Raw genomic sequence first — 16,606 nt, 5'->3', positions numbered from 1 at the left:
ATGGAATAAACCAGGTGATGTAGAGCCGAACCTTCTTTTCCTGCCATGACCACACAGGTCGAAGGAATACCCGTCCCCAATATTACCGGGTTGCTCCTAAAGCGTGAAACACTATCTTTACCCAGAAGTTACGCCCGATATTTCTGTAATTTAACGGGCATTCTTTGGAAAAACCCCCGAGAAATTCATGGGTATAATTTGATAAATTTGATATATTATATCTTTATAAGCGATCTGTAATTACCCAAAAGAAACAAACGGCTCATCTGGAAAAGAAAGGGAAAAAGACAATGGCCACCGATCAGCGCCTCCGCGATTTCTTTCCTCCACCTCCTGGACTTGTAGAGTCGGCTCACATTAACAACCGTGATGTGCTCGCTCGCATGGCTGATCAAAACCTGGAAGGCTTCTGGGAAGAACAGGCGAAAGAATTTGAATGGTTCCGCCCATGGACAAGAGTTTTAGATGACTCCAATCCACCGTTTTATCAATGGTTCGTAGGGGCCACCACCAATATCGTCTACAACTGCCTCGACCGTCATGTCCGCTCCTGGCGGCGGAATAAACTGGCAATCATCTGGGAAGGTGAAAATGGCGACCAGCGTACTTTTTCATACCATGCACTCAACCGCGAAGTGTGCATGTTCGCCAATGTACTGCGCAGTATGGGGGTACATAAAGGAGATCGGGTAACGATCTACATGGGACGAATCCCTGAACTCCCTGTGGCCATGCTTGCCTGTGCAAAGATTGGTGCCGTTCATTCGGTCGTATACGGGGGCTTTTCTGTCGAAGCCCTGCACGGACGGATCGAAGATAGCCAGTCGCAGGTGGTCATCACTTGCGATGGCGGCTATATGAACGGGAAAATCGTGGAATTAAAAAATATAGTGGACGAAGCCCTGAAACGCTGTGCCACTGTTGAACATGTAATAGTAGTCAGGCGAACTGGCCAGCCCGTCACCATGGAATCGGGGCGTGACTACTGGTACCACGAATTGATGACCCTCCCGGTAGCCCGTACCGCCAGCGGAAATTCTCGTTGTGAAACGGAGGAAATGGATGCCGAAGATCCTCTCTTCCTCCTCTATACCTCAGGTACTACCGGACGCCCCAAGGCCATTTTACATACCCATGGTGGTTACATGGTCGGGGTGGCCACCACCCTGAAATGGGTATTTGATCTGAAAGAAGAAGACCGCTACTGGTGTACAGCAGACCCGGGTTGGATTACCGGTCATAGCTACATCGTCTATGGGCCCTTACTGCTGGGAACGACCAGCTTCATGTACGAAGGAGCGCCCACCTATCCCTATCCGAACCGCTGGTGGAGTATGGTTGAGAAGTACGGGATTAATATTTTGTACACCGCCCCGACGGCGATTCGCGGTCTGATGCGTTACGGCGAGGCCTGGCCCAATCGCCATGACCTTTCCAGCCTCCGCTTGCTTGGAACCGTGGGTGAGCCAATCAATCCAGAAGCCTGGCGCTGGTATTACGAGGCTATTGGTAAAGGGCGTTGCCCTATAATGGATACCTGGTGGCAAACAGAAACGGGGATGTTTATGATTACTCCCCTCCCCGAAACTCCCCTCAAACCCGGAAGCGCTACCAAACCCTTCCCCGGCATCGAGGCCGATGTTGTGGATGAAAACGGGAATTCTCTTCCCGCTGGTGAAGAAGGATACCTGGTTTTGAAGCGCCCGTGGCCGGCCATGTTACGGAACATTTACAACGATCCCGATCGTTACGTGTCTCAGTACTGGAGCAAATTTCCAGGTGTATATTTCACCGGAGACAGCGCTCGAAAAGACGAAGATGGTTATTACTGGATCATCGGGAGAGTCGATGATGTGATTAAAGTGTCAGGTTATCGCCTTGGAACCGCCGAGATCGAAAGTGCGCTTGTCAGCCATCCTGCCGTCGCCGAAGCGGCTGCTATTGGCCTGCCCCACGATATTAAGGGGAATGCTATTCACGCCTACGTTATTCTCCGTGCCGGTTTCGAACCCTCCGAGTCCTTGATTGAGGAACTGCGCGCTCACGTGGCTCACGAAATGGGACCCATTGCCAGACCAGAGAAGATCACCATTGTCTCCCAGCTTCCCAAGACTCGCAGCGGGAAAATAATGCGCCGGGTATTAAAAGCCCGGGCACAGGGTCTGCCAGAAGGTGACCTGAGCACCCTGGAAGAGTAAGCCCCTCTCTCGGATACCCGGTGTACCAGCCCTGCATGAGCGCAGGGCTGGTTCCTGTTCCAGAGTCAACCAGCAACCTGATGTACAATACTATCCAAAGATCCAAATTTTGGGAGGGCTTCGCATGGAACTCCGCTACCGCCAGGTTCATCTCGACTTTCACACCAGCCAGCACATTGTCGGGGTGGGGCAAGCTTTCGACCCCGAAGAATTCGCCACTACTTTGAAGCAGGCCCACGTTAACTCAGTGACCTGTTTCGCCCGGTGCCACCATGGGTATCTTTACTACGATTCTCGGGTCAATCCTGAAAGACGCCATCCTCACCTGGTGCGTAATTTACTGGCAGAGCAGATCGAAGCCTGCCACAGAAAAGGCATCCGTGTTCCAATTTACACCACAGTACAGTGGGATCATTTCACTGCCGAAGAGCATCCTGAATGGTTGGCTATCGGAGCAGATGGAAAAATCCTGGGCACGCCACCTTATGAAGCCGGGTTCTACCGCTATCTGCTCGTAAATTCTCCTTATCTGGACTTCCTCAAAAAGCATGTTGAGGAATTGTTTTCGCTCTTCCCGGTGGATGGATTGTTTTTTGATATCGTCCAGCCGCTGGATGATTCTTCGATCTGGAGCCGAAAAGCGATGCTCGAACAGGGTCTTGATCCCTCTGACCAGAGCAACAGAATCCGCTTTGGTAGAATGGTCATTGATCAATTCAAACAGGAAATGACGGCGTTTGTACGTTCCTTCAGTAAAGACTGTACCATTTTCTACAACGCCGGCCACATCAACTCTCTGGTACGAAACACAACCGGTGCGTACTCGCACCTAGAATTGGAATCTCTGCCGAGTGCCGGGTGGGGATATCTTCACTTTCCCCTTACCATGCGTTACGCCCGTACCCTTGGACTGGATTGCCTGGGAATGACGGGGAAGTTTCATACCTCCTGGGGTGACTTTCACTCCTTCAAGAACCCGGCCGCGTTGCAGTTCGAGTGCTTCCGTATGCTCGCCCTCAATGCAAAATGCTCCATTGGTGATCAACTTCACCCGGATGGGAAAATTTGTCAGGATACCTATCGACTCATCGGTTCCGTATATGCCAGCGTTGAAGAAAAAGAGCCCTGGTGTGAAGGCGCCAGACCAGTGGCAGAGATAGGCCTTTTAAACACCGAAGAGGTTACCGGGGCGATGGTTTCCGATAGTACCGCAGGTGCCTTAATGATGCTGGAAGAAGGCGCACATCAGTTTGATGTGCTCGATAGCCAGAGCGACTTTTCTGCTTACCAGGTGCTCATTTTTCCTGATGAGGTGCTCTTCGATGCTCAACTGGCTCAGAAAGTTCAGGCTTATCTTGAGCACGGAGGGAAGATCATCGCCTCTCACCGTTCTGGCCTCATGGAAGGTGGACAGAATTTCGCCTTACCGGCCTTTGGCGTGAACCGGGTAGGCGATGCACCTTACAGCCCCGATTTTATCCTTCCCGCCGGAGAAATTGGCCAGGGTCTTCCCCCTGTCGAACACGTCATGTATCTACGCGGGCAGCAGGTCTCCCCTCTGCCGGATACTGAGGTGCTTGCTTCGACTGCCATCCCTTACTTTAACCGGGATTTCCGCCATTTTTGTTCCCATCAGCACACCCCCTCATCGCATCAAACAGCTTATCCTGCAGTTCTCCGCCACGGGAATGTCATCTATTTCGCTCACCCCATTTTCACTCAATACCGCCAGCGAGCCCCCCACTGGGTGAAAACCCTTTTCCTCAATGCCCTGAAGATGCTTCTCCCTCAACCTGCAGTCCGCATCTCCGGGCCTTCGACCCTGCGTGTCACCCTGAACGAACAACCTCATCATCACAGACAAATACTTCACCTCTTGCATTACATTCCCGAACGGCGCGGCCTGGAACTCGATACCATCGAGGATGTTCTTCCCATCCATCACCTTTCTGTTTCGGTGCGTTCAACCCGGGAACCTGGTTCAGTATCACTGGTTCCACAAAACGTGCCCCTATTCTTTGAATTCTCAGAGGGATACCTCCGCTTCGTGGTACCTGAAGTGTATGGTCATCAGATGGTTGCCATTACCTACCCACAGGCTTGATAAATGGGAACTGAAAGCCAGCCGTGAAATACCTGTAACCTGATTCCTTCCATGCCATTCTTTACTACCCGCAGCGGGCAGACGCGATTACACATATTCGCCCTGCTCGCTGTGAGTGTCTATGCCGTCATTTCGTCATCTCAATTGCAATCCTGTTCCATACCTGCACCCGCACAGCCACCGTTCTCCTGTGGCACACAGGCAAAGGATTTTATCCACTCCACAAATCTGTCCCGGGTATCTTGACAAGAATAATTTTTTATTTATAATGATTACAAGTAAGGAGTGGTTACAAATGACTCATTATCAACAAATGATAGACACGTTAAAACTCGCCGGTTTGCGCATCACCCCCCAGCGGATTGAAATCTGCCGTTTACTAGCCGAGTCTCAGGAGCACCCGACCGCTCAGCAAATTTACGAAGAGCTGGTGAAACGTTATCCATCAATCAGCCTGGCCACCGTTTATAACACCCTGGACGTTCTCGTACAGCATGGGGTCATCAATTTGCTCGGCGAAGCTGGCGATAACGCAGTTCACTACGATGCAGATACCTCCCCGCATATTAACCTCGCCTGTCTGAAGTGCCACAAAGTGATCGACTTCCCCAGTGAGCATATTCATCAGGTTGATCATGAAGTTCAGATGGCTTCAGGGTATCGCCTTCTCGGAGCCAGGGTCATGTATTACGGCCTGTGTCCCGATTGTCAATCCCAGGTCTCTCACGGAGGAACAAGCCATGACCATGAAATCCACTTCGCTTGAACAACCCATTTCTATTCCACCGGTTTCACAGCGCTGCACCACAATCCTGGAGGATACCCTGGAAGGTTACGCGGGTATTCGGGATGTGCACTTCTCGACAGAAGATGGCCATTTACGAATTACCTATGACCCGCGAATTCTCTCCCCTGAACGTGCCCTGCATCTGGTGCGGCAAGCCGGACAAAAAGCGGGCCTCAGGGTTGCCCAGTGCGGCGTCAAAGGCGAACAGGCATGCGCACTATGTGCCGCCCAGATGGGTGAATCCGTACACAATCATTTTTCACGTCTGATGACCGCCTCCTCTACACAGACCCTCTTTCGGGAGGGAGAACTCATTATCTCTCTGAATGGCGCTACCGCTCCCGGCAGTAATCAGGCTGTGGTGGAATCCCTTTTCCCGTCCGAGTCTTCGCCAGAAATTTCCTCTCGACCAACTTTTCTCTTTTCCTTTTCCCGGCGAAGGTTAGAAATTCTCTTCACCCTTATCACTGCCCTGGCCACACTGGCGGCCTACCTCGGTGGCCTTTACGGTATCAGTCCGGCATTTCAAAACGGCTTATTCCTGACGGCTTACCTGCTTGGCGGGGTTTTCGGCCTGATCGATGGGATAAACGCCCTGCGCGAGGAGCACAAACTGGACGTTAACCTGTTGATGATCTTTGCCGCTGTGGGAGCCGCCATCATCGGCCAGCCGCTGGAAGGCGCGATCTTGTTGTTCCTCTTCTCCTTGTCGAACACCCTGCAAACTTACGCCCTTGAGCGAAACCGCCAGGCGATTAAAAAGCTTCTTGACCTGCGCCCCCCCACGGCTACTGTCAGGCATGGTTCACGGATCATGACTTTGCCCGTTGAAAAGCTGGTCATCGGAGATATCGTACTGGTTAAACCTGGAGAACGTTTTCCTGTGGATGGAGAAATCGTTCGGGGCAATTCCGAAGTTAACCAGGCCAATATCACCGGTGAGTCGGTTCCGGTTTTCAAAAAATCTGGGGATGCCGTTTTCGCCAGCACAGTAAACGGAAACGGAGCACTGGAGGTTCGGGTGACTCGCCTTGCACAGGACACAACCCTTGCCCGGATCGTTCAGATGGTTGAACAGGCTCAAAACAGCAAAGCTCGCACCCAGACAGCCCTGGATGCCTTCGAGCAAATTTACGCCTGGTTTGTCCTGGGTGGAGCCGTGTTCCTTACCCTTATCCCGATCCTACTGTTCAATCAACCTTTTTACCCCACCTTTTATCGGGCGATGACCTGGCTGGTCGTAGCTTCTCCTTGCGCTCTGGTCATTTCTACCCCCGCGTCCATCTTATCAGCCATTGCTAATGGAGCACGTAATGGTATTCTCTTCAAAGGGGGCATCCATCTGGAAAAAACTGCTGATCTCAAAGTTATCGCTTTTGACAAGACCGGCACCCTGACTACCGGTATCCCTGTGGTACAATCCATAATTCCCGCAGAGGGAGTCACGGAGGAGGAATTACTCCGACTCGTAGCATCTGCCGAAAGCCGTTCCGAACACCCCCTGGGGAATGCTATTCTCGAGATCGCCCGGCAAAGGAACCTGCCTCTCTCTACGGCCAGTGAGTTTCGGGCCATTCCCGGTCAGGGAATTGAAGCTTATGTAGAGGGCAGAGCCATCTGGGTGGGGAATGAACGTCTCTTTCATGAACGAGGCGTTCCTGTTCCGCCAGAGCTAAAACAACATCTAAACACCCTTAAAGAGAAGGGGCAAACCGTGATGCTCGCCTTCACTCCGGGAAAATGGCTGGGGATATTTGGCCTGGCCGATAGCATCCGCCCCAACGCTCGCGAGATTGTCCAGTCTCTTAAGAAAGTGGGTATGCAAAAGGTGGTGATGTTAACCGGCGACAACGAAGCGGTGGCACATGCGATCGCTGCACAGGCCGGAGTAGACGAAGTACACGCAGGGCTCCTTCCACAGGACAAGGTGGCTGTCCTTGAAACCTTACGCCACCGATACGGTCAGATAGCCATGGTGGGCGACGGTGTAAACGACGCACCCGCACTCGCCGCCGCCGATGTGGGGATTGCTATGGGGGGGGCTGGCAGTGATGTGGCGCTAGAAACCGCAGATGTGGTGTTGATGGCAGATGATTTAACCAACCTGCCCCATGCCATCTTCCTTGCACGTCGTTCACGACAAATTATCTGGCAAAATCTCACCTTTGCCCTGGCCGTGATTGTACTCCTGGTAGTCAGCGCTTTTGGGCTCAACCTGCCTTTACCGCTCGGCGTGGTGGGGCACGAAGGCAGTACTGTTCTGGTGGTCTTGAATGGCCTGCGCCTGCTGGCACTTAAAAAGGTTTGAGCATAATAAACGCGGGGTGATGAAAAACGCACCCCGCGTTGACTCCTCTTTCTAAAGTTATCCTGATCTCTGGAACAGACTCAACTACTCATTTCGGGGTTTCACCCAGCGCCAGATCTGAGGCAGTATCATCGCGGCAAGGATTACCTTGAGTATGTCCCCGGCAATAAATGGAACAAGCCCAAGCTTCATCACTGATCCCCATCCCACATAAATTGCCAGCCAGGGTAAGCCCAGAGTATAAATGACCGCATTTCCAATCAACATGGAGAAAATCATGGTGATAAAGCGCCGATCCCATCCCCTTTCGCTCAGCCACCCCACCACGAATGCCGCTACCACAAACCCCAAGAGATACCCTCCCGTCGGGCCAAACACCCTGGCCAGGCCACTCGTTCCTCCCGCAAAAACAGGAAGGCCCAACACCCCCTGGAGAAGGTAAGTGAGCACCGTCATGGCTCCACGTTTGCTCCCCAGCAATGCCCCCGCCAGTAAGACACCCAGGGTTTGGCCAGTAACTGGAACCGGTTGAAGTGGAATAACGACCTGGGCCGAAAGAGCAATCAACCAGCTACATCCCAGGATGAGAATGACTTCCCGTTTACGATCAATGTTCGGCCAGAGGGCTTCAACGAAAGGGAAATAGGTTTCCTTGACGGTTGATGGATTCATTTCAAGCTACCTCCAGAAGAAACTATAAAGGATTCAAGAGCAGTTTTCCTCTCTAAAGAGGGATTCAGCCACCTGCGTGTTGATGGATTCATTCCGAACCCTGTTCCCGCTATTTCCATGAAAAACGCATAACCTTCCAGTATAATCGCATCTCGAGAGCGCACCTCCTTGCAAGAAATCGTTTCAAGCAGCCTGCCCGGGCTTTATTCACAGGCGGCGATTGACGTGTCAGGCCGTAGTTTTCCCTGAATTTTGCCTTGTTAACCCCTGAAGAGAAATGCCGTTACCCAAAAAATCCCCCGAAGAAACAGTCCACCGGCTCTATCAGCAATTTGACAGACGGCGTCGCCTCTTTTATCTGGTGGCTTCACTGGCCAGTTTCCCGTCTATTCTGGCGGTCTGGTTACAGCACCATCAAGAAAACCCTTTTATTGCCTGGGTTTACCCTCTCTTAATGGTTTTCCTGTGGATATGGAGCCTTGCCCTCCTCTGGCCACGGATTCCACTGACAATCATTGAGCGCTCCGTGCTGGCAGGAGTCAGCCTGCTCTTCATGTCCAAATTTATCTTTCTACTCCTCTTTTACAAAGACCCGCAACAGCAATGGGCTGAAATTGAGGCCATTTTCTGGGTATTTGTGTTCCTCTTTATCCTCAGTTTTATGACCTTCCGGCGCGACCTTGCTCTGGGATATTGTTTAACCATCACTGCATTGAGCCTGGGAGTAGGTATATGGTATTTCTGGGGGTTTTCTCATCCCCTCTGGGTAGAATTCGTGCGCCTGGAAGTTCGTCTTGCCGGAATCGCATTATTAATCTTCCTGCTCGCCAGGGCCAAGGACGAACTCAACCAGACCATTATAGAAGTTGACCGCATCCAGCATATTGCCTACACCGACCTTCTGACTCAGCTCCCTAACCGGCGTGCAATAACCGCACTTCTCGAAGAACACCTTCTCCATAAAAGAAAACTGGCCGTCATCCTGGCAGATGTCGATCACTTTAAAAGGATTAACGACACCTTCGGCCACGAGACCGGCGACCGGGTTCTACGAGAGGTGGGCGAATGCCTGCATACTCAACTACGCGCCAGTGATGTCATCGGGCGCTGGGGCGGAGAAGAGTTCATCATTCTGGCCCTTGAAGATCAACCTCAGCGCGTTCATCAATTGACAACACGCTTACGCGATGTTATTGAAGCCCATCCCTTTACCGATGACATTCCCATCACCCTTTCGTTTGGGGTGGCTTTGGCAAATGACCACGATACGCTGAAAACCCTCGTCAATCGTGCTGACGTGGCGCTTTACCGCGCTAAAAACAATGGCCGCAATCGGGTTGAATGGGCAGAGCCAGGTTAGACTCGCCTCATAAAGCAAACACAGGAATTAATGCATCCTCAAGCGTACCGTTTTTATCTCAAAGGGACGAAACTCCATAGAGATTCCTTCACCTTCTCTGGCCAGGTCGTGGATCGGGGCTTCAAGCATATCGGTTTCCACCGCGCTTCTGAAAGGCAAAGCGGTGCGTAACTGGCACGTTGTCGCTGTCCGCATCGACTCATAGAGACGAAGAATGACATCGCCCGAACCGTCTTCAGCAGGCTTCACCGTTTCAAGGATGATATTGGGTGCGTCAATGGAGAAGAGAGAACCCGTCCCCCCTGCCCCGCGAATCACCAGAGGTGGCACATTCAAATCGTAAGCTTCCTGAACCACCCCACTGTCAAACAGACAGCCATTCCAGTAATACAAGGCATAGGTGAAGGTTTGTAAGCCCTTATCAGCGTACATGTCGGGCGCCAGTGGCGACTTGAGTAAAGTCAGGTTGATGCTGTTTCCCTTGACGCTCAGCCCGTATTTACAGTCATTGAGCACCGCCACACCCCGCCCCTCTTCAACCAAGGCTGACCATTTATGATTGCAAACCTCGAACCGATCTGCATCATAGGGACGCGAACGGTGATTGGGGCGGCGCAAATGCCCAAATTGAATCTCATGGATGGCCTCATCCGTCCAAATCGTAACCGGGAAGTTCACTTTCAAAAGCTTATGGCTTTCTTGCCAGTCAATACCGGTAGCAAAGTCTATTCGCCGCGACCCCCTTCGCAGGCTGATGATCTGGGTTAGTTCAGAATGGAGTAATTTTCGGGTCAGGCGTAACCGGGCCACCTGCGGTCCAGTCATCATCACCTCAAGCTTCCCATCATCGGGCAGCGCTACTGGCAATTCCTCGGTCATGCTATTTAGATCCCAGGCATCCCAGATATCGGGGACGTCTTTATACATGCAGAACCGGTTTCCGGCCCCGGCCATCTGTTGCCGACCGGTTTCTTTATCCACCAGAGAAACCAGCTCACCCTTCGCATTGAACTCGGCGCGAAGGAGGTCGTTCTCCAGATAAGCACCGCCATCAGCCAGCAGGCCCGCTGAAGATGCGCTCTCAGCAGATCTCCCGGAATTCCCTGATTCAACCGTAGTCCACCCGCATGGAGGTACTTCTACCTCAACCACATTCTTTCCGGCCTCTACCAGTACCTTTCGCGGCCAGTTCAGGGAGTTAAATACCACCACCGATTCACCGTCGCCCGTCAACACCTGAGCCGCTTTTTGGGCTGTTTCCTGAGCTTCTGCGATCGCCTCACTGTGTAAAACTTCAGCTTCCTGATATACCCGCTGGATCGAAGAACCGGGCAAAATGTCATGGAACTGGTTGAGAAGCACCTTCGTCCACGCATCACGTAAAGTTACCGCATCAAAGGCGAAACCCTTTAATGAACGGGCGGCTGTAGCCCAGAATTCAGCTTCGCGAAGAGCAAACTCACTCTTCCGGTTCCCCTTTTTCGTTTTCGCCTGTGAAGTATACGTTCCCCGGTGGGCCTGGAAGTAGAGCTCTCCAACATACCGTTCTTTGGGCAACCCCCGCCGCCGTAAATCTTCAAAGAAAGCCTCTGGAGAAGCGAGCCGAACCCGGGGTAATCCCTCCAGGTCTTCCGCGCGGCGCAGGAACTCAAGATGATCGCGCTCCGGGCCACCCCCACCATCGCCCCAGCCAAATGCCATGATCATCGTTTGAATACCATTTTTCTGTAATCGATTATTCCATCGCTCATGAATAAAACGCGGACGGGTCTGGCTGTTGTAATCGGTAAAAATATGCGCAGGGATTTCTGTTCCATCAATCCCCACCCACCAGAAAGTATTGTAAGGGAAAGGATCCCCCCCGCCATAAGCCCAGGTGATTTTCTGGGTGGTAAAACCCATCATTCCACAACCCTTCAGGATTTGCGGTAAGGCACCGGAATATCCAAACACGTCCGGCAGCCATAACACCCGGCTGTCCACACCGAGCACTTCCCGGAAAAATTGCTTGCCGTACAGAATTTGCCGAATCAGGCTTTCTCCACCGCTGATATTGGTATCCGCTTCTACCCACATCCCTCCATCGGCTATGACTTTACCGGCTCTCACCGCAGCGGTGAACCGTTCATAGAGTTCAGGGTAGTGCTTTTTAAGCATGGTGTACAAATGCGGCTGACTCTGTAAGAAGCGAAACTCCGGATATTCTTCTATGAGTGCCAGCTGGTTGATGGCTGTACGGGCAATCTTTCGTTCTGTCTCCTGGAGTGGCCAAAGCCACGCCACATCAATATGCGCATGGCCGAAGGCAAATAACGTGGGTGCAGTCGAACCATTCCGGCATGCAAGCAAGGGCTTCAGACGTTCTCGGCCAGCGCGCATTGTTTCAAGCATCTGCTCTTCAGGAAGTTCAAAATCAATGATCCTTGTCGCATCCATCAACCCTTCATCTATTTCAGAAACCCGCAAGCTTAACGGATCAAGCAGGCCACGTAATTCGAAAAGGGTCGTAAAATCCACTGCCAGCTGGTAGACCTCTTCGCGCCAGACTCCATACGTGCAATCCCCAACCCGGGTTTGCTGGGCAGGCGGCTCAGGAACAGTTTGCATCCCCCAGAGGTTGGGGCCGTCTCCTACGGTAATCCGCCCATGACCGGCATAGGCTTCGATTAATAAATCAAAGCTCTCCCCTGCTCTGGCTGAACGGCTCAGCGTGATCTCGCGATGCCCCCAGCCCACCGACCCCATAACCCGGCCATTAATCCACACCAGGCTCTCACCTCCCGGTTCCAGCCGAACAACCAGCCGTTTTCCTGCTGCACCTTCCGGGGTAACAAGTCGGGTTCGAAACCATCCATACTCCCATTTTCCACCCCAGGGTGTGCCAGCAGGCATGGGTTGAAAAATTTGTTCAGCCGCGCTTTCGGGGGTTAGCCTGAGCGTGGTTGAAAAACCTTCCAGGTTCAGTGAACCCAGGGGCTGATAAATGCTATTCCAGAGCGCTTCTTCCCAACGTTTAATGCGATGTTCCCATTCAGGTGTCAGTGCCATTTTCTCCATCCTTAAAGAGTATTTTGATAAGAGATAAGGTGCCTGTATCCGTTAGCGCCTTCAAATAAATCACAACATGATTCCCGGAATGATTTTACCCTCAATTCGTAGAATCATCCCATTTTTGAGATTTAAATCACATGCCTGTTTTAATTAAGTTATGATAGGATGATAGGGTAATGAATTCCCCGTAAGGAGAAAAAAACATGGCCAATCTCACCAATCAAGACATACAGGAGCGAGTACAGGCACTCCTGGAGAAAATGACTCTGCATGAAAAGGTATCCCTCCTTTCCGGGAAAGATGCCTGGCATACCGTCTCGATCGAGCGCCTGGGAATTCCGTCCATGACCATGACGGACGGCCCCCACGGGGTACGCTCCAGCTACCCCGACGCCGGGCGCAAGGCTGGCCCGACCACCTGCTTTCCCACGGGTGTATCCATGGCCGCTACATGGAACACCGAGTTAATCGAACAGGTTGGCGCCGCACTTGCTGAAGAAACCCGTGGTATGGGATGCGATATCCTGCTTGGTCCATGCGTGAATATCGTACGCCACCCACTCGCCGGGCGAAATTTTGAAGCCTACTCCGAAGATCCATTCGTCGCCGGAAAAATCGGCACCGCCTGGGTCAAAGGACTTCAGAGTCGGCGGGTGGGGGCCTCCCTTAAGCACTTCGCCTGTAACAATCAGGAAGTGGAACGCTTCCGGGGTTCTTCTCAGGTCGATGAACGCACCCTGCGAGAAATTTACCTGCCCCACTTTGAGATGGTGGTGAAAGAAGCTCAACCCTACACCGTGATGTGTTCTTACAACCGCATTAATGGCGTTTACGCCAGCGAAAACCGCCATCTCCTTCGCGAGATTTTGAAAAACGAATGGGGATTCGAAGGATTGGTGGTCTCAGACTGGGGCGCCAATCACACCACCATTGAATCGGTGAAAAATGGCCTCGATCTGGAAATGCCAGGCCCTGCTAAATACTACGGACAGTTACTTGAAGAAGGGGTGAATATCTGGCAAATTGACGAAGCCGACATAAATGATGCCGTGCGTCGTATTCTGACCATATTGTTCAAGGTTGGCAGATTCGAAGATGAAGCCAGCCTTCCAGCAGGTTCAGTGAATTCTCCGCAACATCAGGAGCTGGCCCGCGTGGTGGCTGAAGAATCCATCACCCTGTTGAAAAACGAAGGGAACCTGTTGCCGCTACGCCCCGAAGGACTGCGCCGCATTGCTGTAATCGGCCCCAACGCCGCAGAAGATCGTATTGGTGGCGGAGGTTCGTCTTTTGTAGATCCTCCGTACCGCGTTTCACCCTTACAAGGGCTGGAGGCGCGCCTGGGGAACAAAGTGGAAATTGTCTACGAGAAGGGTTGCGATAACTGGCAAGACCCACCTGTCATTGGTCAGGATTATCTGCAACCCCTTACTGATACCGGCCAGGGACTGAAGGTTGAGTTCTTTGATAACCCCAACCTGCAAGGGGAAGCAGTCGATGTGCTGTACGTCCCCAAAACTGAGTTTTGGATGTGGGCCAACTCCCTTCCCGCACAACATGTAACCTCACCCCGCTTCTCTCTCCGCGCTTCTGGACGGCTCCAGGTGCCTGAAAGCGGCGAATACACCCTGTATCTGTCCAACACAGCCCAATGCCGGGTAATCATCGATGGGAAACAAATCCTGGAACATCTATCCCTTCCTTCCAATCTGGCTCAGGATCGCACAGATACTCGCGCTGAGTATTCCCTGCATCTGGAATCCGGCAAAGCCTATGCACTTGTTCTTGAGTTCCTCAAAGACGACGATTTGCATTTTGCCCATGCTCGCCTGGCGCTTTCCCGGAAATATCAGGAAGACGAGAACGCACGCATTGCAAGAGCAGCGCAATTGGCTTCCACCTGTGATGTGGCCATCATCTTCGCCGGTATGCCCGAAGGGTTTGAGAGCGAAGGAGCAGACCGTCCCCACATGCGCCTCCCTGGCCCACAGGATCGCCTGATCGAGGCGGTTGCCCAGGCTAATCCGCATACCATCGTGGTGTTGAATGCCGGTTCTCCAGTAGAAATGCCCTGGGCTGATCAAGTACCTGCCATTGTAGAGGCTTATTACCCCGGCCAGGAAGGTGGAAATGCTATCGCCCGCATTCTTCTTGGCGAAGTAAACCCCTCTGGTAAACTTACCGTCACTTTCCCCCGTCGGCTGGAAGACACACCGGCTTACATCAATTACCCCGGTGGGCGCGAAGTGATCTACGGAGAAGGCATTTTCGTGGGATACCGATACTACGATAAAAAAGACATTCAACCGCTCTTCCCCTTCGGTCACGGCCTTTCGTACACCACCTTTGAGTACCGTGATCTCACCCTGCCTCAAGAAGCCCGAATCGGCGAATCGGTCGAGGTGAGCGTCACCGTGAAGAACACTGGCTCCATTGCGGGGAAAGAAGTCGTGCAGCTGTATGTCTGCGATCCCGAGTCTTCACTGGCGAGGCCGCCGAAAGAGTTAAAAGGCTTCGCCAAGGTTGCCCTGGCTCCAGGCGAGAGCAAGACGGTGAAGTTTACCCTCGATTCGCGTGCCTTCGCTTTCTATGACCCCTACCAATCTCGCTGGGTAGTGGAACGTGGGCAGTTTGAGATTCTCGTGGGAAGCTCGTCCCGCGATATTAGACTGAAAGCCTCTCTCACGATGGCTTAATAACATCTCATTGGCAACCGGTTATAACCGGAATATTTCTTGGATCCTGGAGATAGCATGACAAAAATAACATTCATTGGTGCAGGCAGTTTTGGTTTTACTCGAGGACTTGTCCGAGACGTTCTCACCTTCCCCCTCCTTCGAGACGCGGAAATTTGCCTCATGGACATTGATGATGAACGCCTCGATTTTGCCCTCAAGTCGGTGCAAAAAATCATCCAGTTGGGGAACTATCCCGCAAAAGTCTGGGCAACGAAAGATCGCATTGAAGCCCTCAAGGGGGCTGATGTCGTCCTGGTTACCATTCTGGTTGGTTCTACGGATGTGTGGCGCCACGATATTGAGATTCCCAAAAAATACAACGTGGACTTCAACGTGGGCGATACTCGTGGTACTGCGGGTATTTTCCGGGCTCTGCGTACCATACCGGTGATGGTCAGCATCGCCAAAGATATGGAACAATATTGCCCTGACGCCCTCATGCTCAACTACACCAACCCGATGGCCATGCTTTGCCGGGCAATGAACCGCGCCAGCAACATCCAGCTCACAGGGCTTTGCCATAGCGTGCAGGGTACTGCCGAGATGCTGGCAAAATGGATTGGCGCGCCCATGTCTGAAATAACCTACACCTGTGCCGGGATCAATCACCAGGCCTTCTATTTGAAGTACGAGTGGAACGGCAAGGATGCCTACCCCTTACTGCGAGAGGCCATCGAAAAACCGGAAATCTACAACGAAGAGATCGTACGGAATGAAATGTTCAAGGCCCTCGGTTATTATGTGACCGAATCCTCCGGCCACAATTCTGAATACAACTGGTGGTTCCGCAAACGCCAGGATCTGATCGAAAAATATTGCACTCATGGCACTGGCTGGAACCCGGGCGTTCATGCCTACATCCTCAAAGAATACCAGAGACGGGAAGGGGACTGGAAGGAAGAGGCCAAAAAGTGGTTTGCTAAAGAAACCCCCATCAGCCTTGAAAGGGGGCATGAATATGCAGCCTATATCATCAATGCCATCAAGGGGGGCGAAACCTTCCAGTTCAACGGGAATGTACCCAACACCAAACTCATCACCAACCTTCCAGATGATGTGTGTGTCGAAGTGCCTGTCTTCGTCGATAAAGCTGGCTTGCATCCTGTTCATGTGGGAGCGTTGCCGCCGCAGCTGGTTGCACTCAACCACCTTTCGGTAATGACCGAAGAAATGGCCGTCGAAGCGGCGCTCACCGGTGACCCCACCCTGGTATATCAGGCCTGTTGTTACGACCCACTCGCGGCCTCCGTGCTTTCCCTGGCCGAAATCCGCAGTATGGTCAATGAACTGCTGGAGATAAACCGACCCTATCTGCCCCAGTTCAAGCATTTTAAAGCCTGAGGCTTTTGATCATCAAAAGGGCGGCTTACAGTGCCGCCCTTTTGATT

Annotated in this window: 9 protein-coding genes; 7 read left to right on the top strand and 2 right to left on the bottom strand. The window is 52.3% G+C overall.

Annotated features, from left to right (window positions below; all coding sequences use genetic code 11):
- The first annotated feature begins 290 nt into the window (after positions 1–290).
- The 4 genes from acs (at position 291) to ATHL_RS05210 (ending at position 7,397) form a co-directional block, all read left to right on the top strand.
- Positions 291–2,198, top strand: coding sequence for an acetate--CoA ligase (gene acs, locus ATHL_RS05225; RefSeq protein WP_062190510.1), 1,908 nt, complete (start codon positions 291–293; stop codon positions 2,196–2,198).
- Positions 2,199–2,322: 124 nt separating this feature from the next.
- Positions 2,323–4,302, top strand: coding sequence for an alpha-amylase family protein (locus ATHL_RS05220; RefSeq protein ID WP_062190509.1), 1,980 nt, complete (start codon positions 2,323–2,325; stop codon positions 4,300–4,302).
- Between the two features lie 295 nt (positions 4,303–4,597).
- Complete coding sequence (locus tag ATHL_RS05215) at positions 4,598–5,068, top strand: Fur family transcriptional regulator (RefSeq protein WP_062190507.1); 471 nt, start codon at positions 4,598–4,600, stop codon at positions 5,066–5,068.
- Positions 5,043–7,397 carry a heavy metal translocating P-type ATPase gene (locus tag ATHL_RS05210; RefSeq protein ID WP_062190504.1) on the top strand — a complete coding sequence of 785 codons (2,355 nt, stop codon included), beginning with the start codon at positions 5,043–5,045 and terminating at the stop codon, positions 7,395–7,397. Before ATHL_RS05215 ends, ATHL_RS05210 begins: the two co-directional genes overlap by 26 nt.
- Positions 7,398–7,481: 84 nt before the next feature.
- On the opposite strand, the gene ATHL_RS05205 is transcribed toward ATHL_RS05210, so the two are convergent.
- The gene (locus ATHL_RS05205) at positions 7,482–8,069 is read right to left on the bottom strand and encodes a biotin transporter BioY (protein WP_062190502.1); all 588 of its coding nucleotides are present in this window, start codon (positions 8,067–8,069) and stop codon (positions 7,482–7,484) included.
- A 277-nt stretch (positions 8,070–8,346) separates the two neighbouring features.
- Here ATHL_RS05205 and ATHL_RS05200 point away from each other — a divergent pair, with 277 nt between their 5' ends.
- Positions 8,347–9,429 (top strand): GGDEF domain-containing protein, encoded by a 1,083-nt coding sequence (locus ATHL_RS05200; protein ID WP_062190500.1) that lies wholly within the window; start codon positions 8,347–8,349, stop codon positions 9,427–9,429.
- A 27-nt stretch (positions 9,430–9,456) separates the two neighbouring features.
- Here ATHL_RS05200 and ATHL_RS05195 read toward each other — a convergent pair whose 3' ends face one another.
- A complete protein-coding gene (locus ATHL_RS05195) occupies positions 9,457–12,477 on the bottom strand; it encodes an alpha-mannosidase (RefSeq protein ID WP_062190490.1) in 3,021 nt (1,006 codons plus the stop codon).
- A 206-nt stretch (positions 12,478–12,683) separates the two neighbouring features.
- Between ATHL_RS05195 and ATHL_RS05190 the strand changes: the two genes are divergently transcribed.
- Positions 12,684–15,176, top strand: a complete 2,493-nt coding sequence (locus tag ATHL_RS05190; protein ID WP_062190489.1) for a glycoside hydrolase family 3 C-terminal domain-containing protein — start codon at positions 12,684–12,686, stop codon at positions 15,174–15,176.
- Between the two features lie 57 nt (positions 15,177–15,233).
- The gene (gene melA / locus ATHL_RS05185; protein WP_062190487.1) at positions 15,234–16,559 is read left to right on the top strand and encodes an alpha-galactosidase; all 1,326 of its coding nucleotides are present in this window, start codon (positions 15,234–15,236) and stop codon (positions 16,557–16,559) included.
- Positions 16,560–16,606: the final 47 nt, after the last annotated feature.

Source organism: Anaerolinea thermolimosa (assembly GCF_001050195.2).
In the GTDB taxonomy this organism is placed as follows: Bacteria; Chloroflexota; Anaerolineae; order Anaerolineales; family Anaerolineaceae; genus Anaerolinea; species Anaerolinea thermolimosa.
This window is presented reverse-complemented; position numbering and strand designations above follow the sequence as displayed.

Excerpts from the sequence above, each read along its gene's own strand:
- acs (WP_062190510.1), top strand. The coding sequence starts at position 291 with ATGGCCACCGATCAGCGCCTCCGCGATTTCTTTCCTCCACCTCCTGGA.
- ATHL_RS05220 (WP_062190509.1), top strand. The coding sequence starts at position 2,323 with ATGGAACTCCGCTACCGCCAGGTTCATCTCGACTTTCACACCAGCCAG.
- ATHL_RS05215 (WP_062190507.1), top strand. The coding sequence starts at position 4,598 with ATGACTCATTATCAACAAATGATAGACACGTTAAAACTCGCCGGTTTG.
- ATHL_RS05210 (WP_062190504.1), top strand. The coding sequence starts at position 5,043 with ATGACCATGAAATCCACTTCGCTTGAACAACCCATTTCTATTCCACCG.
- ATHL_RS05205 (WP_062190502.1), bottom strand. The coding sequence starts at position 8,069 with ATGAATCCATCAACCGTCAAGGAAACCTATTTCCCTTTCGTTGAAGCC.
- ATHL_RS05200 (WP_062190500.1), top strand. The coding sequence starts at position 8,347 with ATGCCGTTACCCAAAAAATCCCCCGAAGAAACAGTCCACCGGCTCTAT.
- ATHL_RS05195 (WP_062190490.1), bottom strand. The coding sequence starts at position 12,477 with ATGGCACTGACACCTGAATGGGAACATCGCATTAAACGTTGGGAAGAA.
- ATHL_RS05190 (WP_062190489.1), top strand. The coding sequence starts at position 12,684 with ATGGCCAATCTCACCAATCAAGACATACAGGAGCGAGTACAGGCACTC.
- melA (WP_062190487.1), top strand. The coding sequence starts at position 15,234 with ATGACAAAAATAACATTCATTGGTGCAGGCAGTTTTGGTTTTACTCGA.